Annotated in this window: 16 protein-coding genes; 10 read left to right on the top strand and 6 right to left on the bottom strand. The window is 34.2% G+C overall.

The window, feature by feature from the left end:
• Nucleotides 1-580: 580 nt before the first annotated feature.
• The gene (locus tag H3S74_RS06055; RefSeq protein WP_198247480.1) at nt 581-1,825 is read left to right on the top strand and encodes a hypothetical protein; all 1,245 of its coding nucleotides are present in this window, start codon (nt 581-583) and stop codon (nt 1,823-1,825) included.
• A gap of 168 nt (nt 1,826-1,993) precedes the next feature.
• On the opposite strand, the gene cydC is transcribed toward H3S74_RS06055, so the two are convergent.
• The 5 genes from cydC to H3S74_RS06080 all read right to left on the bottom strand — a co-directional run bounded on the left by cydC (nt 1,994) and on the right by H3S74_RS06080 (nt 8,775).
• Nucleotides 1,994-3,625 carry a cysteine/glutathione ABC transporter ATP-binding protein/permease CydC gene (gene cydC / locus H3S74_RS06060; protein WP_198247481.1) on the bottom strand — a complete coding sequence of 544 codons (1,632 nt, stop codon included), beginning with the start codon at nt 3,623-3,625 and terminating at the stop codon, nt 1,994-1,996.
• Entirely contained in the window at nt 3,619-5,358 is a 1,740-nt protein-coding gene (gene cydD / locus H3S74_RS06065) for a cysteine/glutathione ABC transporter permease/ATP-binding protein CydD (protein ID WP_198200528.1), read from the bottom strand. The genes cydC and cydD overlap by 7 nt, the downstream gene beginning before the upstream one ends.
• A 15-nt stretch (nt 5,359-5,373) precedes the next feature.
• On the bottom strand, nt 5,374-6,327 hold the full coding sequence (gene trxB / locus H3S74_RS06070; RefSeq protein ID WP_198247482.1) for a thioredoxin-disulfide reductase: 954 nt from the start codon (nt 6,325-6,327) through the stop codon (nt 5,374-5,376).
• Nucleotides 6,328-6,850: 523 nt separating this feature from the next.
• Nucleotides 6,851-7,504 (bottom strand): NAD(P)H-dependent oxidoreductase, encoded by a 654-nt coding sequence (locus H3S74_RS06075; RefSeq protein ID WP_181414634.1) that lies wholly within the window; start codon nt 7,502-7,504, stop codon nt 6,851-6,853.
• Nucleotides 7,505-7,512: 8 nt separating this feature from the next.
• The gene (locus H3S74_RS06080; protein WP_198247483.1) at nt 7,513-8,775 is read right to left on the bottom strand and encodes an AmpG family muropeptide MFS transporter; all 1,263 of its coding nucleotides are present in this window, start codon (nt 8,773-8,775) and stop codon (nt 7,513-7,515) included.
• A 264-nt stretch (nt 8,776-9,039) separates the two neighbouring features.
• Here H3S74_RS06080 and H3S74_RS06085 point away from each other — a divergent pair, with 264 nt between their 5' ends.
• The 6 genes from H3S74_RS06085 to H3S74_RS06110 all read left to right on the top strand — a co-directional run bounded on the left by H3S74_RS06085 (nt 9,040) and on the right by H3S74_RS06110 (nt 19,114).
• The gene (locus H3S74_RS06085) at nt 9,040-10,029 is read left to right on the top strand and encodes a 2-hydroxyacid dehydrogenase (protein WP_110448032.1); all 990 of its coding nucleotides are present in this window, start codon (nt 9,040-9,042) and stop codon (nt 10,027-10,029) included.
• A gap of 55 nt (nt 10,030-10,084) precedes the next feature.
• Nucleotides 10,085-11,158: a lytic murein transglycosylase B gene (mltB, locus tag H3S74_RS06090; protein WP_198200523.1), complete on the top strand. Its 1,074-nt coding sequence runs from the start codon at nt 10,085-10,087 to the stop codon at nt 11,156-11,158.
• A gap of 767 nt (nt 11,159-11,925) precedes the next feature.
• A complete protein-coding gene (locus H3S74_RS06095) occupies nt 11,926-13,260 on the top strand; it encodes a hypothetical protein (protein ID WP_198247484.1) in 1,335 nt (444 codons plus the stop codon).
• Nucleotides 13,261-13,867: 607 nt separating this feature from the next.
• Nucleotides 13,868-15,250 carry a hypothetical protein gene (locus H3S74_RS06100; protein ID WP_198247485.1) on the top strand — a complete coding sequence of 461 codons (1,383 nt, stop codon included), beginning with the start codon at nt 13,868-13,870 and terminating at the stop codon, nt 15,248-15,250.
• 497 nt (nt 15,251-15,747) lie between these two features.
• Complete coding sequence (locus H3S74_RS06105; RefSeq protein ID WP_198247486.1) at nt 15,748-17,076, top strand: hypothetical protein; 1,329 nt, start codon at nt 15,748-15,750, stop codon at nt 17,074-17,076.
• Nucleotides 17,077-17,770: 694 nt separating this feature from the next.
• On the top strand, nt 17,771-19,114 hold the full coding sequence (locus H3S74_RS06110) for a hypothetical protein (RefSeq protein ID WP_198247487.1): 1,344 nt from the start codon (nt 17,771-17,773) through the stop codon (nt 19,112-19,114).
• 141 nt (nt 19,115-19,255) lie between these two features.
• Here H3S74_RS06110 and H3S74_RS06115 read toward each other — a convergent pair whose 3' ends face one another.
• Nucleotides 19,256-20,062 carry a sulfite exporter TauE/SafE family protein gene (locus H3S74_RS06115; RefSeq protein ID WP_198247488.1) on the bottom strand — a complete coding sequence of 269 codons (807 nt, stop codon included), beginning with the start codon at nt 20,060-20,062 and terminating at the stop codon, nt 19,256-19,258.
• A gap of 276 nt (nt 20,063-20,338) precedes the next feature.
• On the opposite strand from H3S74_RS06115, the gene H3S74_RS06120 reads away from it, so the two are divergent.
• The 3 genes from H3S74_RS06120 to H3S74_RS06130 all read left to right on the top strand — a co-directional run bounded on the left by H3S74_RS06120 (nt 20,339) and on the right by H3S74_RS06130 (nt 23,532).
• Nucleotides 20,339-20,758 (top strand): OsmC family protein, encoded by a 420-nt coding sequence (locus H3S74_RS06120; protein WP_110447437.1) that lies wholly within the window; start codon nt 20,339-20,341, stop codon nt 20,756-20,758.
• Nucleotides 20,759-20,870: 112 nt separating this feature from the next.
• Nucleotides 20,871-22,217 carry an APC family permease gene (locus H3S74_RS06125; RefSeq protein ID WP_110447438.1) on the top strand — a complete coding sequence of 449 codons (1,347 nt, stop codon included), beginning with the start codon at nt 20,871-20,873 and terminating at the stop codon, nt 22,215-22,217.
• Nucleotides 22,218-22,905: 688 nt separating this feature from the next.
• Nucleotides 22,906-23,532 carry a LysE/ArgO family amino acid transporter gene (locus H3S74_RS06130; protein ID WP_173795321.1) on the top strand — a complete coding sequence of 209 codons (627 nt, stop codon included), beginning with the start codon at nt 22,906-22,908 and terminating at the stop codon, nt 23,530-23,532.
• The last annotated feature ends 2 nt before the right edge of the window (nt 23,533-23,534 follow it).

Consider the following 23,534-nt stretch of genomic DNA (forward strand, 5'->3'; position numbering starts at 1 on the left):
AACTCTCTATTTTAAAAAAGTCACAAAAAAATTTAAATGAGAGCTATTTTAATCCAAAAAAGTTGAGGAGCGAGGTTTTTAAAGAGGGTAAATGTTATTTAAACGCTTATTTCAATAATAATATTTACAAAAGTTAACAATTTAACTTTTAAAAAGCAGTTGCATTGGTTATTTTCAGTTACTATACTTTTAGCAGATTTTAAGTACAATACTCGACGAGTATTTAGTCGAAAAGAATTAAAAAAACCAAATAAAACATAAGATTACTTGACAGGATTGTCGCTATGCATTATAATTTACAACACCAAACACCAAACACCAAATCTGCCCAACCTATAATTTAAAATTATTTCATTATTGCAATCAGAGTTTTATATTTCTCAATATTTTAATTTTTCCTCAATTTATAAGATTTATTTTATTCTTACCGTTTTTTTTAGTTATAGCAGTTGTTTTAGTTTTATCCTTTTCACCATGTAGTTATGCATTATCAGTATATACAACTAACGTTATTCATGGTAGTGCACCATATTTAACTTTTGATAAAGGTCGTACTCGTATTACTGATACAAATAATCTATTGGCAATAACCTTATCTGATGGTAGAAAAATTACACCTGATACAAATGATTCATTGATAACGCCAATTGAATTACCCCATGTTGGTGATAGTTTTGCTGATATAGGTATGTTAGTTCCGACCAATATTAATAAAATTGCAATGAATACACTTATTGGTGCACCTTATAACTATTGGGGCGATGATGATGGTGATGGTCAAGGAAGTAATAATATTTCAGCTACTGGCGATTTAACTTTAACTATTGTTGATAAAAATAATAAATCTGTGCCCCGTAATGAAATACCAACAATTTGTAATTCTCCGTATAAGCTATCATTGAGTAGTTCTGCTGGTTATTTAACTACACGTTATGGTATTCCTAATCGAAGTAGTTTTAGTACTGGTAGTGTCAACTATTATATTAATCCTAAAGCATCACCATCCGTTTGTTTTGCAAAACCTAACTTAAAATATGGTGGAGCAAAGGATTGGGTTAATGGTGATATTGTAGACTATCGAGGTCCAGAATGGATGTGGAATACCTATAAAGGTTTTTTAACCCAGTCAACGACACCATCATCTTATCATCTAAATTTTCCTACAACTGGTGCTGATCATCTATATTTTGATTTAGACATTGGCGGTTATAATGAGCCTTTGACATGGACACCCGTTACGCGAAGTGGCATTACGGCAACTATGAGACCTAATTCAAACAATACTAGTGTTCGTGTTACATTAACCGGCCCTGTAGCTTCCGCTTCTCAATGGAACACAAGTTCTCCTGATCCGATAACTCAACCTGATTTACCACAAACTTTTGAATTAGTTGGTAAAGATAGCAATGGTAAAGAAGTAGTAAAATATGGTTTTGTGCTACGACAGTGGTTTGTCCAGCGTCGTATTAATAGTACTTATTCTCAAGCGTTGTACTGGTGCAAAAATATTGGTTATCGTCTTGCACAAGTTAAAGATTTAACCAATGCTTCTTGTCAAGGCACTTTATCTGACGATCGTTGTGTAGGCGCTGTCGGTGCAACGCCATCATCACCGAATAATCGTTATCAACGCACAATCAATGCTGGTTTTTTCTCGGAGTGGGGATTTATGGATTACTATGTTGGCGCTAATTTTTCTAATACTTTTTATTGGACAATTGATTTACAACGTTCAAGAACTGGGTTTGTGGTATATTCAGATGATGCAGATGTTCATCGTAGAGATATTACTACAAAAACTTTGGCCGTCTGTGTTACGCCTTAGTGTTAATTATATATTGATTAGCTAATTGCCATAATAAACCACCCCATATCATCCAAAGATGGTATGGGGTGTATTTAATAATCACAGTTAGTTAATTGAGAGTCATTTTGAAGATAAATTTTACTCTATTAATTAATATGTCCTGAATCGGTTATCTAAATCTAAAACTTACAATTCAACCACTCGATCAAACAATGGACTATCGGTTAATCTATGGGTGACCATTAGTAATGTTTTATTTTTACAGATTTGTTTAATCAGCTCGATGATCTGCTGTTCGGTTTGTTGGTCAAGGCTTTCAGTTGGTTCATCCATTAGGATTAGTGGTGAGTTATGTAATAATGCTCGAGCAATGCCGATACGGCGAATTTCGCCGCCAGATAGAGCGCGCCCACCTTGTCCTAATGGTAAATTCAAACCTTGATCAGTTGCTAACAATTTTGATAGTTCAACTTGATGTAATACATCGATCAACTGTTGGTCAGATGCCTGTCGATTACCGATTAGCAAATTTTGTTTAAGTGTATCACTAAAAATAGTAATAACCTGTGGTACAACCGCAATGATTTGGCGAAGTGTGGTTTCATCAAGTTGATCAACCGGAATATCATTGATCAAAACTTTGCCAGAATTTGCTTCCCATGTGCGAGTAACTAAATTAAGCAGTGTTGATTTGCCACAGCCAGTTTTACCTATTAAACCAACATGTTGACCGGAATTTATGGTTAATGAAAAGTGACTTAAAATAGCAAAAGGTTGATTGGGATAACTAAAACTAATGTCATCGAATTGTAGTTTAGCAATAGATAAATCGATAGTTTTGCCTTGTTCAATAAATTTGATATCAGGTGTTTGGTTAAATAAAGTTGTTGTGCGTGTTGCGGATGTTAATACCTGTCCTAAAAAGATAAATGCTCCTGGTATGGGCGCTAGAATTTCACTACTAGCCAAGCAAACAAAAACAAATAAGGCAACTAAAGGTGATAATGTGTATTGAGTGATCAACCACAGTACCAATAAAGTTAAAAAACCAGCAATCAATACGACGAGCGCACTTGATAGTGCCATTAATGTTGATTGGCGTTGTTGATGAAAAAGCCAGTCTGATTCAAGTTTATCTAGTTTTGTACGATAACGATGTTGCGCATTAAATAACGTTAGTTCAGCTTGACCTTGTAAATAATTAATTAATAACGCCCTATATTCACTTTGTTGTTTAGCTAATGTTTCTCCTAACTGTTTGCCTGCATGATAAAAAATGACAGGTATAGCAAGTAAGGTAATTGTTAACACGATAGTAATGATTAAGGCAATGGGTAAATTGATATAACTTAGCCCGACAAACAGCAACAAAATCATGACTAATGCTGTAACAATTGGTGAAAATAGTTTTAAGTAGAGATGATCAAGTGCATCAATATCGACAATAAAACGGTTAAGTAAATCAGCTTTTTGATATTGAGCTAATTGGTTAGCACTGAGTGGTAAAATCTTTCTAAATGCTAACGTTCTTAAATAAGCTAAAATTTTAAAGGTAGTGTTATGATCAACTAAGCGCTCAACATAGCGTGATGCTGTTCGGGTAATTGCTGCTGCTCTTACACCAGCTGCAGGTAACATGTAATTAAAAGTATATAAACCGGCAACACCAACAACGGCTGTAGAGGCTAAAAACCATCCCGATAATGAGAGCAAAAAGACACTGGCAAATAGCGTAAGAATAGATAAACTAAGCCCAATAACGATTTGCCAAAAGTAGTGCTTATAAAGAGCAATATAAGGGCGTAATAGCGTTAGCATGAACTCTCCTTAATAGCGTTAATTTGTCCTTTTGAAAGTTTCCAAACTAGCTCAAAATCATGCATATCATCATGTTGATGAGTTATGGTAATACTGTTAGTGGCAATATCATATGGTGCTAACAATTCTACTGTCTGTTTATCTAAACTTGCGTTTGGTTCATCTAGGATTAGTAATTGGCAAGGTTTTAGCATTGCTCTGGCAAGTGCTACACGTTGGGCTTGTCCTACTGATAATCGTACCGCATCTTCACCGACCTGTGTCTCAACTCCTTCAGGCAGTTTAGCGATAACATCAGATAATTGTGCTTTGGCTATCACTTCATCAAGCTCACTAGTGGTTGCTGTGGGTTTACCAAGTAGAATATTTTCACGAATTGAACCGTTAATGAGATAAGGATTTTGGCCAATCCAACTTATTTGTTGTTGCCAACTCTTTAAATCTAAATGATTAAATTCAATACCATTAATTTTGAGTGAACCTTGATAAGGCAAAAATCCAAGTAATACTTGCATGAGCGAGCTTTTTCCTTCACCACTAGTGCCAATTAAGGCTAGTTTAAAGGGCGCATGTAATGAAAAGCTAAGTGGCCCAACAATCGGTAAAGCTTCATTGGATAGTACGATCAGATCTTTGGCTTCAATTGTTTTTAAAACTCCAATATCTAGATAATTGTTTGCTTGCAATTGGTTCAAGTTAGTTTTTGGCTGAGCGTTATCAACTTGTTGCGGTAAATTTTTATTTAAAAAAGTTTCGATATTATCAGCAGCAGCAATAGCTTCGGCTTTAGCATGATAATAGACTCCGAGATCTCGTAAGGGTTGAAAATACTCAGGTGCTAAAATTAATGCAAAAAAACCAGCAAATAAAGTAACAGTTCCATTATAGGCACCAAAATCAAATTCGCCTAAATATGAAAAACCAAAATAGACTGCCACTATAGCAATTGAAATTGAGGTAAAAAACTCTAACACAGCAGAGGATAAAAAGGCCATTTTTAACACTTGCATGGTTTTAACACGGAAATCTTCAGATGCTTGAGCGATTTCTTCCGTTTGTTGTTCTCCTTGATTGAATAAACGAATGGTGTTAAGTCCTTTTAATCGATCTAAGAAATGGCCACTTAAATAAGCTAACGCTTTAAAATGGCGTCGATTAATGTCAGCTGCTCCCATTCCCACTAAAATCATAAAAATAGGGATCAGGGGGGCTGTGCAAAGTAAAATAACGGCCGCAGCCCAGTTGAAAGGGAAGATAGCAATACAAATTAATATTGGTACCATGCTGGCTAAACGCATTTGCGGTAAATAACGAGCAAAAAAATCATGTAAATTATCGACTTGTTCAATAACTAACGTACTCCATGCTCCGGTAGTACTTTGATTTAAATAAGCAGGACCAAATAATTCAAACTGATCGATTAATTTTTTTCTAATTTGTTTACGGATCTTTTGACCTAAAGCAAAGTTAATCTTTTCACGAAAATAAATTAACGATCCTCGAGCCAGTAAAATGAAAATTAAAGATAAAAAGTAAGGAATAACCGTCAAAAAAGACTGTTGTTCAATAATTAATCTTTGTAAAATAATCGCCAAAAAAGCTGCTTGAGCAATCATTAAAATACTTAACATAAATCCAGTTAAAACCGAAGCCCGTAAATCTGACTTGTGTATTTTGGTGTGTTGTTTTAACCAGTTAAGTAAATAAGTTTGGCGTTGTTTATCTAAAGACATTTTATTTAGCTGATTCTATTTTAAATTATCTAAATAATGTTCAGCATCTAACGCTGCCATACATCCCGTTCCAGCCGATGTAATTGCTTGTCGATAAATATGATCCATAACATCACCGGCAGCAAAAATACCCTCAATGCTAGTTTGAGTTGCATTACCTTGAGTGCCTGATTGCACTTTTATATAACCATTATTTAGTTCAAGTTGGCCGTCAAAAATAGCGGTATTAGGTTTGTGACCTATAGCAATAAAAACGCCCATTACATTAATTTCTTCGCTAATATTGGGATCTTGGCTACTACGAATTCTAACACCTGTTACGCCCATATTATCACCTAGAATTTCATCAATAATTTGATGGGTATGCAATATAACTTTACCTTCTTGTACTTTTTCAGATAAGCGGTCCATTAATATTTTTTCAGCCCTAAAACCATCACGACGATGGATCAAATGAACTTCACTAGCGATATTGGCTAAATAGAGAGTTTCTTCAACAGCAGTATTGCCTCCACCGACAACAGCAACTTTTTGGTTACGATAGAAGAAACCGTCACAAGTAGCACAAGCTGACACTCCTTTACTTTTAAATGCTTCTTCCGATGGTAAACCAAGATATTGTGCTGATGCGCCTGTTGCTATGATTAATGCATCACAACTATATTCTGTATCACTGCCAAAAAGTTTGAATGGTTTTTGGCTAAAGTCAACACGGTCAATATGATCTAAAATGATTTCTGTATTAAATCGTTCCGCTTGCTGTTGCATTTTTATCATTAATTCTGGCCCAGTAAGTTCCGAATCGCCAGCAGGCCAGTTTTCTATTTCGGTGGTTGTAGTAAGCTGTCCACCTTGTTGCGTACCAGTAATTAATACTGGTGATAAGTTTGCTCGTGCAGCATAAACAGCCGCTGTGTAGCCAGCAGGTCCTGACCCTAGTATCAATAAACGGGCATGTTTGGTCTTCATGTTATATCCTTCTTTATTCTAATATTCTGGCTAATTTGAATATGGTTAGCGCAATTTATAGTTGATAAGTCTAACATTATCAAGCTTTATCGTGCAAAAAAATTGGTTATCGTAGCGATAGGTGGCGGTGATAATTTGAGTCACTGTTGAATTTTTTATTTCTTAATTAAGTTTTACTTTTAAACGTTTTGTTTATATTAATTTTTTAAGTTTTCAATTAGATATTAAAGATTATTGTTATTAAATAATGAGATTAAACTAGTTTCATTTAAAAGCAAATGCTATGATCACATCCTCACAATAAACAGTTGAAGCTCTGTTATCTAAAACAAAGTGGGTAAAAAACTCCAAATTCCAAGCAAAAAATATTAGTGATCTGCAAATTGGTAATATTTTATTTGGTATTAAATTTATTTTGCCGTCGCTATCGTTAATGTTGCAATATTGTATCCGTTGATGAATTGATTTTTTAGACATTGGCCTTCATGCCGCCGGTTGGCGACATAAGGAGATTTGTTATTGATTATGATAAGTAGGTGGTTACATCTTGAAGTGACCAGCGGATATGTGGTTGTTGCTCATTAACTCGATAACCAAATGCTAAACAGAGTCCAACTCCAAAAGTTTCACCACTAAACTGTGGAATATGTTTTTCTAAAATCTGTATGACTTTATCATGTTCAAATCCACCAATAGCACAAGAATCTATACCTCGATAAGCCGCTGCTGTCATCATATTTGCTGCAGCTAGATAATCTTGCATTTCTGACCAATGATTTACAGTTAAACCATTTGCTAAACCAAATTTAGTAAAATTAATAAAATCTTGGCAAGCAATATCAATTGCGGTTTGATCATTTTGATCAGGTAACGTTCTCGCTACAGCTTGACGTAAATAATGACTTTGTGAAGTAAAGTTACTGGCTTTCCGATAAAGTACAATCACATAGTGTGAGCAACTAGTAACTTGCTCTTGGTTATAACAAATAGCACGTAATTCAGTTTTAATATCTGCATTATCGACAACGACAAAATGCCAAGGCTCCATCCCAAATGATGAAGGTGATAAACGACCAGCCTCTAAAATTGCTTCAAGATCTTCATGATTAATTTTTTTTGATTCATCAAACCGTTTACAAGCGTGTCTAAACTCGAAAGCTAGAGATAGTTTATCCATAGTGTCTCCTAAGATTTTAAATTCCATGGCGCAACTTTTAATAATAACACCATACCAGGTATGGCTAGCATCGTACATAAACCGAAAAAGCTTGTCCAGCCTAAATAATCGACCATAATTCCTGTTGTCGAATTAATAAGTGTTCGAGGAATAGAGGCAATACTGGTAAATAACGCAAACTGTGTTGCAGTATATAATGGATTTGTGGTCTTAGCGATAAAAGCAACAAATGCTGCTGAGCCAAGGCCTACACCTAATGCTTCAAATCCAATGACTAATGCTAATAAAATTTTTTGATGTGTATTGATCTCATCAAAAGGCCCTTCGATCGATAACCAAGCAAAACCTAAAATAGAGATAACTTGGACAAAACCAAAACACCATAAAGCGCGATTAATTCCTATTTTTATCATTAATATACCGCCAATTAGAGCACCAAAAACACTTGGCCATAATGATGCATTTTTAGCAATCCAACCCACATCAAAACGGCTAAAGCCCATTTTTAGGTAAAATGGGGTAGCTAAGGACGTTGCCATGCTGTCCCCTAATTTATATAAAAAGATAAAAGCTAAAATCAATACAGCACTTTTAACACCTTGGCGTGTAATAAATTCACTAAAAGGTTTAATAATAATTTCATCAAAACTATGAGTTTTGGGAATTTGATTGATTGGTTCTTTAACCAGTAATGTCATAATAATCGCTGGTAACATAAATAATGCGGTAATGAGAAAAACACTGTTCCAAGGTAAATAATTTGATAGTATTAATGATAGTGATCCTGGTACCAATCCGGCAATGCGATAAGCATTGGTATGGATACTGTTACCTAATCCAAGTTCTTTATCGAGTAATAATTCACGTCGAAAAGCGTCTAAAGCAATGTCTTGGGTTGCTGAAAAGAGTGCGATAATAAAACAGATATTAGCGATTAACCAAATATCTAACGTTGGAGAGAAAATACCTAAAATCGCAATCGAAAAGAGTAAAACTAGTTGTGAAATAAACATCCAACCTCGACGTCGCCCAAGTTTGAATAGAGAAATATTATCCATAAATGGCGCCCAGATAAATTTGAAAATATATGGCATCTGGGTTAAAGAGAAAATGCCAATGGTTTTTATGTTGATATCTTCGCTAGCCAGCCATGCAGGTAATAGTTGAATTAATAAATAAAAGGGCAATCCGGATGCAAAACCAGTGAAAATGCAGATTAGCATTTTTGTATTAAAAATAGTTTTGAAAATAGAATCTTGCGGATTATTCATTATTTAATATTATTGGTGAGTTTTTAGTGAGGTGCTATCATAGCATAATAATATAAAAAGTAATTGCTAAAGCCATCATAAAACGTTTTACTATAATATAGATTTGTTGATGCCCAGTTTTTTTAAGGCTAAAAAACAATTAAATCAAATTTCAGTATTCAATGTTGTCAAAATTAGCATGTGACAATGTTTTTCAATCATCATTTAAAATAAAAATAATATATAAAGTTACCTTAAAAGGGAGTAGCCGTTATGAAAAAAACTGTGAAAGTTGCTGTTTTTAGCAGTAAACATTACGACAGAGAACATCTAGAAATTGCAAATAAACATTTCGGATTTGAAATTGAATATTATGAGCATAAATTAAGTCATAAAACGGTGGTTACTGCTGAAGGGTATGATGCTGTATGTGTTTTTGTAAATGATGAAGTGGATAAACGAGTATTACAAAAATTAGCTCATTATGGGATTAAGATTTTAGCTTTGCGCTGTGCTGGTTTTGATAATGTCGATCTAGCTGAAGCTAAAAAATTAGGTATTACAGTAGTTCGTGTTCCTGCTTATTCACCAGAGGCTGTGGCTGAACATGCTGTTGCATTAATGATGACATTAAACCGTAGAACTCATAAAGCTTATCAACGTACACGTGATGCCAACTTTTCTTTAGAAGGATTGACTGGTTTTAATATGCATAATCGTACCGCTGGCGTTATTGGCACAGGTAAAATAGGTCAAGCTGTTATTCGTATTCTAAAAGGATTTGGCATGAATATTTTAGCTTATGATCCTTATCCAAATGATATCGTTGTTGAATTAGGTGCGCAGTATGTTCAGTTAGATGAACTGTATGCTAAATCAGATGTGATTACTTTACACTGTCCGATGTCACCAGAAAATTATCATTTGCTCAATAAAGAGTCATTTAACAAAATGAAAAAAGGTGTGATGATTATTAATACCAGCCGTGGTGGTTTATTAGATGCAACAGCAGCCATTGAAGCGTTAAAACAAACTAAAATTGGTGCATTAGGGATGGATGTGTATGAAAACGAACGTGATCTGTTTTTCGAAGATAAATCCAACGATGTTATTTTAGATGATGTATTCCGTCGTTTATCATCATGTCATAACGTGCTATTCACTGGTCATCAAGCATTTTTAACCCAAGAAGCATTGTTAAATATTTCCGATACAACATTAAATAATATTGCCCAAATTTCAGAAGGCAAAGAATGTCAAAATATTGTTAAATAACAATAAATAATTTAATATGTCGCCGTTATTTTAATTAATTAAATATGGATGATTTATGCAACGTATCGTTATTTGTCTCATGATGATTTTATGGCTTGCTGCTTGTTCTAGTGGCGGTTCTTCTAAAACTCCAATGCAGAAACATCGAGGACATTCAGATGTAAAAGGTGGTGTTTATTTAGAGAAACAGCATGAACAGCCGAAACCTGATAGTGCACCTTTATCTGTTGATAAAGAAAAGTTTATTGCCATGATGGTAAAAAAACATGGTTTTAATCGTCAACAACTTCGTACAGTTTTAGAACAGACAAACAAACTTGATTGGGTAATTGGTTTAATGGATAAACAAGCACCTAAATCAGGCTCTTCAAATGTACCGAATGGCGCTTGGATTCGCTATAAAAATAAATTCATTACACCAAATAATTTGCCTAAAGGTGTTGATTTTTGGAATAAATATGACAAAGATTTACAACGAGCATATAAAGAATATGGTGTACCACCTGAAATTATCGTCGGTATTATTGGCGTTGAGACAGGTTGGGGCCGAGTAATGGGCAAAACAAAGATAATCGATGCATTATCAACGCTAGCTTTCCACTATCCAAGAAGATCACAATATTTTGCTAAAGAATTGGAAGATTTTTTAATTATGTGTCGTGATGAAGGTGTGGATCCCTTTGATTTAAATGGATCATTTGCAGGCGCTATGGGATATGGTCAGTTTATGCCATCAGCATTTAGAAATCATGCGGTTGACTTTAATCATGATGGCCATATTGATTTATGGGATCCTGTTGATGCGATCGGTAGCGTGGCTAATTATTTCAAATCACATGGTTGGCAACGCAATAGAAAAGTTGCTGTAGTTGCTGATGGACAAGCGCTTTCTCTTGATACAGGTTTTAGTACCAAATATTCAATTGAGCATTTGGCTAAATCAGGACTAAAACCGAAAAGCTCCTTAGAAGGCCATAAAGAAGTTAGTTTGTTACGTTTAGATATGGGTGATAGTTATCAATTTTGGTATGGTTTACCTAATTTTTATGTCATTACTCGTTATAATCATAGTACACATTATGCGATGGCGGTATGGCAATTAGGATTAGCGGTTAAACAAGCCAGATAAAATAACGCAAAATCCAAAAACTGTAGGTCGCAATTTGCGACCTTTTTTATTAATTCCTGTAAACGTCACTCAAAAATTGAGGAGAGGGGTTTTTATAACCTGAAAATTAGTTAAATCAAAGTAAATAACTATTCTAGATGCTTGCAAAAATACTATCGATTCCCACAATATTTTATTGCTAAAAAAATAATGTTCTGAGGTTTATGTTTTTACGTGTGCTGATAATCAATGGCATTTAGGATAGAAAATATCAAAGACTGGTTTATTAGAACTTAATAAAAAAATAATTAATCTTATAATGATTATTTTTCTGTTTAGCTATATTAATAAAATTCTACGAAAATAAAATAATCTAGCTAAAACTTAAACTCTTTTAATAATCAAACTTAGAACGATAAAATGGTTTAAGATTATCTTAATAGCTTAGAATTAAGATCGATTCATTCTGCATCGAAACAATTGTTTTTTACAAAACTTAACAATTTTTAGCCTAAAAAATTGTTGCATAGTTTTTCCCAGTAATTATACTTTTCTCGTTCACTACAAAAAGTGATTAGATAGATTGTGATTTAGCTATTTGAGCAAGGAAAGTTCAAATTAAACATTAATTTAATTGACAGGATTGTCGCGATGCATTATAATTTTAACACCAAACACCAAACACCAAACCTGTAAAACTAACTTTATTTTCAAGTTTATTTTTATCAAGTCCACTCTATTTAGTTCCAGTACTATTTTTTTTATCACTTCCATTTAATAGCTACGCTTTGACGACGAGTACAACGAATTTTGTTCATGGTAATGCACCTTATTTAACTTTCGATGATGGTCAAACTCGCGTTACTGATATGAGTAATTTACTTGGTATCAGCTTATCTGACGGTAGAACTTATTCGCCAAATAATAATTCAGCGACCAATCCGATTGTATTGCCGGATATAAATGAGACATTAATTAATGTTAATATGTTAGTACCAACCAATGCAGATTCAATCGCATTAAATACACTTATTGGCGCGCCCTATAATTATTGGGGAGATGATGATGGCGATGGCCAAGGCAGTAATGGTATTGCAGTGACTGGTAATTTAACGCTCACCATTACTGATAAAAATAATAAAAAAGTACTGCGTAATACCGCATTAGATATTTGTAATGCACCTTATAAAGTCGTATTGAGTAGTGATGGTGGTACATTATCTACCCAGTATGGTATGCCTAATAGTAGTGATTTTAGTGGTGGTAGTGCGACTTATTACATTAATCCTAAAGATCGTCCAAAGACCTGTTTTGCTAGGCCAATATTAACATATGGTTCAAATACTGAGATTAGTGACATAGACTTTCGCGGTCCGGCTTCAATGTGGGATCCAAGTAGAGGTTTTATTGTGCAGTCTACGGATCCATCATCTTATGGTTTGAATTTCCCAACAACTGGTGCTAATAATCTATATTTTGATTTAGATATTGGTGGTGTAGGGCCATTGAGATGGGATCCGGTTACTCATGATGGAATAACCGCTACCATGACGCCGAACTCTTCCGGTAGCTATGTTCGTGTTACACTAACAGGTCCTGCAGCAAACGAAGTTCAATCGGAATCGGATTCTCCCGGTATTATATATAGACCTTCTTTACCTCAGACATTCGAGTTGGTTGGTAGAGATAGTTTAGGTAATGCAATTATTAAATATGGTTTTCAGTTAAAACAATGGTTCGTTAATCGTAGAACTGTTTATCACAATTATTTTAATACATTATCATGGTGTGACAGTATCGGTTATCGGATGGTACAGGTTAAAGACTTAACTAATGCTATTTGTACTGGCGTATGGAGCGGTAGTCATTGTCAAGGTTCTGTCGCGGCTAAACCACCATCAACTGGTAATAATTACCAACGTAGAATCGGTTCAGGTTTTTTTTCCGAGTGGGGGTACATGGATTTTTATTTTAATGCCAGTGTTGATGATTATCGATACAACTATTGGACTAGCGATATTACTTCGGATGGTATCCAGTTTTCAGTTTATCCTAACAATGGTCATGTAAATAGGAATCATTCTAGCGAGACAACCTTAAGGGGGACGTGTTCTATGCCTTAAGATTGCATTATTAGCTATCATAAATCGATATGAATATTTAATGGTTAACTTTAGGACAGAATGCTAAAGATCAAGGAAATCAATTAGAAAAAGATGAACAGTTATTATATTAATAGTGATTTTTATTGTGTATTAGTCATTAGTGTCTATTTTTTTCAAATTACATAATTAAGATGCCTAGAAATATTTGGAAATCATATTAAAAAGCAACAATCTTTGAGAATGACATCAAAAAAATAATAATAGGTTCAATCGTTTAAATCTTATAAAATAAATACTTACTTGATAAGTATATGAGCAATTATTTACAAAAGTTAACAATTTTTAGGAAAAAAAATTGTTGCATAGTTTTTCCTAGTAATTATACTTTTCCCGTTTACTCACAAAAAGTGATTAGATAGATTATTATTTAGCTATTTGAGCAGGGAAAGTTCAAATTAAACATTAAGTTACTTGACAGGGTTGTCGCAATGCATTATAATTTTAACACCAAACACCAAACACCAAACCTGTAAAACCAACCTTATTTTTAAGTTTATTTTTATCAAGTCCACTCTATTTAGTTCCAGTACTATTTTTTTTATCACTTCCATTTAGTAGCCATGCTTTGACGACGAGTACAACGAATTTTATTCATGGTAATGCACCTTATTTAACTTTCGATGATGGTCAAAGTCGCGTTACTGATATGAGTAATTTACTTGGTATCAGTTTATCTGATGGTAGAACTTATTCGCCAAATAATAATTCAGCAACCAACCCAATTGTATTGCCCGAAATGAATGAGACATTAATTAATGTTAATATGTTAGTACCAACCAATGTGAACTCAATCGCATTAAATACGCTTATTGGAGCACCCTATAATTATTGGGGGGATGATGATGGCGATGGTCAAGGTAGTAATGGTATTGCAGTAACAGGTAATTTAACCCTTACCATTACTGATAAAAATAATAAAAAAGTACTGCGTAATACCGCATTAGATATCTGTAATGCACCTTATAAGGTCGTATTAAGTAGTGATGGTGGTACATTATCTACCCAGTATGGTGTACCTAATAGTACTAATTTTAATGCTAGTCGTGCGACTTATTACATTAACCCTAAGGCGCTGCCAAAATTATGCTTTGTTCGTCCTGAATTGAAATTTGGATCGGATAAGGTGATTAAAGGTACAGACTTTGGTGGTCCAGCTTCAATGTGGAATCCGAATGAAGGTTTTATTCCGCAGTCTAAGGATCCTTCATCTTACGGTTTAAATTTCCCTACAACTGGTGCTAACAATTTGTATTTTTATTTAAAATTAGCTGGTAAAAACTCTTTATCATGGGCGAGTCCTATTTCTCGAGGTGGTATTACTGCTACCATAACACCTAATTCATCTGGTACTAGTGTTCGTGTTAAATTGACAGGTCCTTTTGCGAATGAATCACAATGGAGGTTAGATTCACCAGCTCGTATTACAAAACCAACATTACCACAGACATTTGAATTAGCTGGTAAAGATAGTAAAGGTAATGTAGTGGTTAAGTATGGCTTTCAAATAAAAAAATGGTTCGTTAATCGTGGAACTGTTTATCAAAACTATTCAAATACATTGTCATGGTGTAATAGTATCGGTTATCGTATCGTAAAGGTTCAGGATTTAACTAACGCATCTTGTAATGGCAAAGGTTCTGGTTCTCATTGTCAAGGTGCTGTGGGTGTTAAACCATCATCACTTAACAATAATTACCAACGTAGAATTGGTGGGGGATTGTTTTCGGAGTGGGGCTACATGAATAACTACACGGGAGCTAACTTTGACTCAGACTATCATGATAGTAATGCTCAAGGTAAGCAGAATAGTTCTAATTCAAGCATTGGCCATGCCTATTGGACAAGTGATCCTATCGGTAATGATAATTTTGTCGTATCCTCTAGTAGTGGTTATATCAATCGTTTTAGTTTGGATTATGGTCACGATGGAGTGTGTACCTATCCTTAATGATATGGAGCCTCAGAGCCCGAGCAGCCAATAAATAATGGCTGCTTAAAATTCAATAGAACTGGCATATTTCTATTTCGATTTAGGGTGATTAAATTTTGAGGAACGGTGTTTTTAGATACAAAGATCTTTAAAATCTAAAATCACCACAATATCATGTACCAATAGTAATTTCATTGAAACACTAATTGAGTATATTTACAAAAGTTAACATTTTTTAGAAAAAAATTGTTGCATAGTTTTTCCCAGTAATTATACTCTTTCCGTTCACTACAAAAAGTGATTAGATAGATTATTATTTAGCTGTTTGAGCAAGGAAAGTTCAAATTAAACATTAATTTAATTGACAGGATTGTCGCAATGGATTATAATTTTAACACCAAACACCAAACACCAAACCTGTAAAACTAACCTTATTTTCAAGTTTATTTTTATCAAGTCCACTCTATTTAGTTTCAGTACTATTTTTTTTATCACTTCCATTTAGTTGCCACGCTTTGACGACGAGTACAACGAATTTTATTCATGGTAATGCACCTTATTTAACTTTCGATGATGGCCAAACTCACGTTACTGATATGAGTAATTTACTTGGTATCAGCTTATCTGACGGTAGAACTTATTCGCCAAATAATAATTCAGCGACCAATCCGATTGTATTGCCGGATATAAATGAGACATTAATTAATGTTAATATGTTAGTACCAACCAATGCGGACTCAATCGCATTAAATACGCTTATTGGAGCGCCCTATAATTATTGGGAGGATGATGATGGCGATGGTCAAGGCAGTAATGGTATTGCAGTAACAGGTAATTTAACGCTCACCATTACTGATAAAAATAATCAAAAAGTACTGCGTAATACCGCATTAGATATTTGTAATGCACCTTATAAAGTGGTATTGAGTAGTGATGGTGGTACATTATCTACCCAGTATGGTGTACCTAATAGTAGTGATTTTAGTGGTGGTAGTGCGACTTATTATATTAATCCTAAAGATCGTCCAAAGGTCTGTTTTGCGAAACCTACATTGAGATATGGTTCAGATACTGAGATTAGTGGTATAGACTTTCGTGGTCCGGCTTCAATGTGGGATCCGAATAAAGGTTTTATTGTGCAGTCTACGGATCCATCATCTTATGGTTTGAATTTCCCAACAACTGGTGCTAATAATCTATATTTTGATTTAGATATTGGTGGTGTAGGGCCATTGAGATGGGATCCGGTTACTCACGATGGAATAACCGCGACCATGACGTCGAACTCCTCCGGTACCACTGTTCGTGTTACACTCACCGGTCCTGTTGCTAACGAAGCTCAATGGCAATCAGATTCTCCTGGTATTATATATAGACCTTCTTTACCTCAGACATTCGAGTTGGTTGGTAGAGATAGTTTAGATAATGAAATTCTTAAATATGGTTTTCAATTAAAGCAATGGTTTATCAATCGAGGCGTTAACAAATACATTTATGAAAGTACTTCTTCATGGTGTAGTAATATAGGTTATCGTATTCCTACAGTAAAAGATTTAACTAATTCAGTTTGTGAGGGTATATGGAGTCACTCTCGTTGTAAGGATATGGAAGGTGGGATGCCTCCTTCCTCCGGTAATCATTACCAACGCACAATAGGGGCAGGATTTTTTTCTGAATGGGGATTCATGTATTATTACACGGACGCTAATTTTGGTCATAGTGATTACTATTGGACGAGTGAACTTGGGGGTAACGAACGGTTAGATGTTAGCTCTGATGGTGGGCATGTGTTTTGGGCTGGTTATTCATCTTACAGTGTTTATGGTATTTGCTTATTACCTTAGTTATCAATTCTAGGTTTGATAAGTAATATAGTAAAAATAGAATCAAATAGAATTATTCGAGTTTAAGATAAATAAAATTATCATATGGATAGATGATCGTACCGGTAATGATAATTTTGTCGTTCTCGCTAGTAGTGGTTATATTAATCGTTTTAGTTTGGATTATGGTCACGATGGAGTGTGTACCTATCCTTAATGATATGGAGCCTCAGAGTCCGAGCAGCCAATAAATAATGGCTGCTTAAAATTCAATAGAACTGGCATATTTCTATTTCGATTTAGGGTGATTAAATTTTGAGGAACGGTGTTTTTAGATACTAGGATCTTTAAAATCTAAAATCACATGAAATATCATGTACCAATAGTAATTTCATTGAAACACTAATTAAGTATATTTACAAAAGTTAACATTTTTTAGAAAAAAATTGTTGCATAGTTTTTCCCAGTAATTATACTTTTTCCGTTCACTGCAAAAAGTGATTAGATAGATTATTATTTCGCTATTTGAGCAAGGAAAGTTCAAATTAAACATTAAGTTACTTGACAGGATTGTCGCGATGCATTATAATTTTAACACCAAACACCAAACACCAAACCTGTAAAACTAACCTTATTATTAAGTTTATTTTTATCGAGTCCACTCTATTTAGTTTCAGTACTATTTTTTTTATCACTTCCATTTAGTAGCCACGCTTTGACGACGAGTACAACAAATTTTATTCATGGTAATGCACCTTTTTTAACCTTTGATGATGGTCAAAGTCGCGTTACTGATATGAGTAATTTACTTGGTATCAGCTTATCTGATGGTAGGACTTATTCGCCAAATAATAATTCAGCAACCAATCCGATTGTATTGCCGGATATAAATGAGACATTAATTAATGTGAATATGCTAGTACCAACCAATGCAGATTCAATCGCATTAAATACACTTATTGGCGCGCCCTATAATTATTGGCGGGATGATGATGGTGATGGTCAAGGTGGTAATGGTATTGCAGTTACAGGGAATTTAACCCTCACCATTACTGATAAAAATAATCAAAAAGTACTGCGTAATACTGCATTAGATATTTGTAATGCACCTTATAAACTGGTATTGAGTAGTGATGGTGGTACATTATCTACCCAGTATGGTGTACCTAATAGTAGTGATTTTAGTGGTGGTAGTGCGACTTATTATATTAATCCTAAAGATCGTCCAAAGGTCTGTTTTGCGAAACCTACATTGAGATATGGTTCAGATACTGAGATTAGTGGTATAGACTTTCGTGGTCCGGCTTCAATGTGGGATCCGAATAAAGGTTTTATTGTGCAGTCTAGGGATCCTTCATCTTATGGTTTGAATTTCCCAACAACTGGTGCTAATAATCTATATTTTGATTTAGATATTGGTGGTGTAGGGGCATTGAGATGGGATCCGGTTACTCATGATGGAATAACTGCTACCATGACGCCGAACTCTTCCGGTACCACTGTTCGCGTTACACTTACCGGTCCTGTTGCTAACGAAGCTCAATGGCAATCAGATTCTCCTGGTATTATATATAGACCTTCTTTACCTCAGACATTCGAGTTGGTTGGTAGAGATAGTTTAGATAATGAAATTCTTAAATATGGTTTTCAATTAAAGAAATGGTTCATCAATCGAGGTAATAAAAGTTCTAATTATAGTTTAGCATTATCATGGTGTAGGAGTATTGGTTACAGTGTACCTCAAGTTAAGGATTTAACTAATGCGGTTTGTTCAGGGCCATGGAGTGGTGATAACTGTCAGGGTGCTATCGGAGCCATACCTTCATCTACTGGTAATTACTACCAGCGTCGAATAAATGCTGGATTTTTTACTGAATGGGGATACCTAACCAACTACATTGGTGCGGGTACAGGTCATTATTATTTGTATTGGACTAGAGATCAATCAGGAAGTGAGCAGTTTATCGTTTATCCTTATGGCGGTGATGTTTATATGTACAATCCAGCTATTGACTTTTACGAACCCTACAGTTTTTATGCTCTGTGTACTTCATCTTAGTTGTTGTTTCTTGAATCGAGATTGAATAACTAAAATAGAGTCACGTAAAATTATTCTTGTTTAGGATAAATAGAGAAGTCATATTAACCGCTCTAAATAAGAGCGGTTAATATTTTTGAGAACAGGGATTTTAAGTATAAATTAAGAAACGATTAGTTTGACTGAAATTAATAATAAGAAGATACCAAAATATCTAATTAGTTTATTTATTGATAATTTTTGAGCAATTTGAACTCCGACTTTTGCCATGGGTATGCTAGCTAACATAATTGATAATACTGCGGGTAAATAGACGAAACCCAAACTGTATTCTGGCAGTTCTTGGATATTCCATCCAGCAATGATATAACCAATAGTACCACCTAAGGCGACAGGTAAGGTAAATGCCGCAGAAGTACCGATCGCTTTTCGCATATCCACGCCGCATTTCTTTAAAAAAGGTACCACTAACACACCACCACCTACACCAACTAATGCGGCGAATACACCAATTAATCCGCCGATGAAGATATAGATTGTGTTAGGTAATAATGTCGCTTGGCTATTTTGTTTTTTCGCAACTTTTCCAGTTTTTAGAATAAATTTACTGCCTGTATAGATGAGGAAAACAATAAAAATCCATTTGAGCCAAATACCGGGAATATAAGGTGTCATGTAGGATCCGCCAATAGTGCCAATAATGCAACCTAATACCATCTTTTTTAAGATCGACCAGACAATATTATTATTTTTATTCTGAACCCAACTTGATGATAAGCTAGTACCAATGATCGTTGCTAAAGATGAGGCCACTGCGATATGGTTTATCCATTGCCCACCATGACCAAAATAATCGAGTAGCATAAGTAATGCTGGCACAATTAATGCTCCACCACCAATACCGAACATACCCGCAAGTAACCCAGCCAATGCGCCTATACAAAGCAAGATAATAAATTCAACAATCATACCCTATCCTTAAGTTGTGCATTCATAAAACTAATTATTTGATTATTTAATAGTTATAATAAGTTTTTTGGCAAGTTTATTTAAAATAGTATTGGTTATGTACTATGGCAATATTGTACTGAGGCTAGCTAAAAATACTAGTAGCTAGTTAATTATTGATGACTTATATCAGAAAAAATAATTCAAAAGATGACATATCGTTTAAAAAGACTTATGTTATTTAGCAATTAATATGAATAAATATGTTTAGTTAATTTTTGATGAAAGGGGAAAATAATGAAAGATCGTTTGAAATGGATTGATGAGTTTGGTTTTTTAGCTGAAACTGCAAGTGGGCACTCCTTAGTAATGGATGGCGGTATTGAACATGGTGGTCGAAACCGTGGTGCGAGACCTATGGAGCTTTTGTTACATGGTGCTGCAGGTTGTATGGCTTACGACATTATTGCTATTTTGAAAAATAATAAAAAGGATGTTCGAGATCTTTGGATCGACATTGATAAAACTCAAGCCACCTCTTCGCCAAAAGTGTATACTTCAATTAATTTTCATATTGTAATTACTGGTAATAATATCGATAACGAGGCTGTTGAAAAGGCGATTAAACTTGCTTCTGAAAAATATTGTAGTGCTTCAATTATGTTAGGTAAGACCGCCAAAATGTCCTACACTTATGAAATAAGGGATCATGTTTAATAACTTTTTTATAACTGATAGTTATAAATAAATAACCAGCTGATATTAGTCTGAATTGCATTAATCCTTTAAGATTTCATCCTTTATCAGGAAGAAAACAACGAGAGTGATTATGCAACAATTAAGTAAAAATATGCGGTTTCGAGATTTAGTTATTTTGGGATTGCTTTTTATTGGCCCCGCAGCTCCAGTAGGGCTATTTGGAGTTTTAGATGTTATAAGCGATGGTGCCATTGCACTAGTTTATATTGTTGCGACTTTTGTGATGGCGTTTACGGCATTTTCTTATGCAAGAATGTCAAATGCTTTGCCCCATGCAGGCGCTGTATATGCTTATTGTTCTATTGGTATTCATCCTAATGCTGGATTTCTTGTAGGTTGGTTACTTCTACTAGACTATCTGTTTATTCCTGCTGTTGCCTATTTGTTTAGTGGTATTTCATTAAATGCCTTAATTCCAGAAGTTCCTGTTTGGATATGGACCTGTTTTGCAGTAGTTATCACTACCATGCTTAATTTAATTGGTGTTAAAAAATCGGCTAGAATCACATTAGTTATCTTAGTCGTTGAGATTGCAGTCATGTTTGCTGTGCTTTTAGTTGGTATTTGGATTATTACCACGCATGGAACTAAACAAGATTGGCTTACTCCGTTTATTGGTGGTGAGTTATTTAATTGGAGTAGCCTTTTTAATGCGGTCTCTATTGCTGTGCTTTCTTATTTAGGGTTCGATGCTATAGCAACTTTTTCAGAAGAACACAGTGGTAAGCGAAACTTAGTAAGTAAAGCTATTATTAGCTGTTTAATTCTTGCTGGTTGTTTATTTGTAATACAAATTTATATTGGAGCTTTACTTAATCCTTATGATAGCGAATATTTACGTAACCATCCTGAGCTACAAGGCAAAGCTTATTATAATATAGTTAATAATGAAATTAATTTATGGTTAGGATGGTCTCTTAGTTTAATGAAAGCTGTCGGGGCATCGTTTGCCGCTATGGTCGGTCAAGCTGCGGCAAGTCGTCTATTATTTAGTATGGGGCGAGATAAAAGATTACCTGCTTTTTTTGCTAAGATTGGTAAGAAAAGTGGTGTGCCTTCGAGAGCAATTTTATTTTCTGCATTGTTTAATCTATTGTTGGTATTTATTGCTGCCAATCATGCTAAGGGATTACCAATGTTAGTTTCATTTGTCGATGTTGGTGCTTTATGTGCATTTATTATGTTACATGTATCAGTAATAGGTTATTTTAAATTTAAAAAACGTTCGAATGGTTGGCGAGCTAATTTATTTGATATTTTAATCCCTATTATTGGCATTGTCGTATTGTTACCTGTGTTGTTACATATTGATAATTATGCAAAAATTATTGGTGGTATTTGGTTAATTATAGGAGTGATTATTCTTATTTTAAGTAAAAATCAAGGCCAAATCGGTTGGTTAGAAGCAAATAAATAATCAAGATTTTGTTTAATCATTTTAGATGCAAAATTTTTTATAAAATCTGAAAAAATTGTCTGTTATATCTATTTAGCACGGCAATTTACTTTTTGCTATTTTTTGGGGTTAATGGTAATTTTTTATTGATGAGCAAGAGTATTGATGACAGCTAAATGATAATTATGGATATTCATCTTCTATTTAATGCTTTATTGTTGCTGTGTTAATGTTTAATCAAGCTGTTAGTTGTCTGAATTTATAACGGATAAAATGTTTTAAAAGCATTTTTAAGCCAAAAAATTTGAGGAAAGGGTTTTTTTAACCTCTTCCTCAAGTAATCATAAGTTTTACTGTAACGAATAACAGGAAGATAGCAAAATAGTTAATCTGTTTCTTTATTGATAGTTACCTTGCAATTTATCTAACAATGTTTGCTATAAGCTTAATAGAGAATACTACCGCTTTTACCAATCTACAAATAAGCTGATAATTGTATTTGTGCTAAATAAGATAATAAACTCAAAGATAATAAAACTTTCTTGTGTACTTTTTTAATTAATCATATTTTGATTAGTTAACTTCTAGATTTTTAATAATTAATAATTGTATCACTGTTTTTTTATAAAGGATGCATAATCATTGTTGTTTTAATAGTTATACTCATAACCTTTTTGTATAATGCTTCTTATTTACGATGTTAAGTTCAATGCTGACAGAAATATTACGTGGCTCGATGATTTCGGCAAGTTTGATTATAGCTATTGGTGCACAAAATTTGTTTGTACTTAAACAGGGGTTATTAAAAAATCATATCTTTTTTGTCGCTGGTATTTGTTTTATCTGTGATTTTACTTTGATGGCTATCGGTATTTGGGGAGTCGGAGCATTTATTAGTCGTAATCCTATCATAACCGACGTGCTTGCCATTTTAGGCGCTTTATTTTTGATTTGGTATGGATTTAATGCCTGCAAGAGTGCAATACAAGGTAACAGCACTATGCAAATTGATTCTACTCAGCAACAAAAGAATGCGTTAACTAAGGTTATATTGTCTACTTTGGCTGTTACTTTACTTAATCCCCATGTTTATTTAGATACAATTGTAATTGTTGGTGGTATAGCTGGCACTTTATCAACTGAGCAAAAATGGGCATTTTTAATTGGTGCTGTTTGTGTTTCTTTTATTTGGTTTTTTGGTATTGGTTACGGTGCTAGGTTACTTATACCATTATTTAAACAAAAAAGAATGTGGGTTATATTGGACTCAATTGTAGGCGTCGTAATGTTCTATATTGCTTACCGACTTATTTTTTATGTTATTTATGGCAGTTGAAT

This window comes from Gilliamella sp. W8126 (genome assembly GCF_016102185.1).
Taxonomy (GTDB): domain Bacteria; phylum Pseudomonadota; class Gammaproteobacteria; order Enterobacterales; family Orbaceae; genus Gilliamella; species Gilliamella apis_A.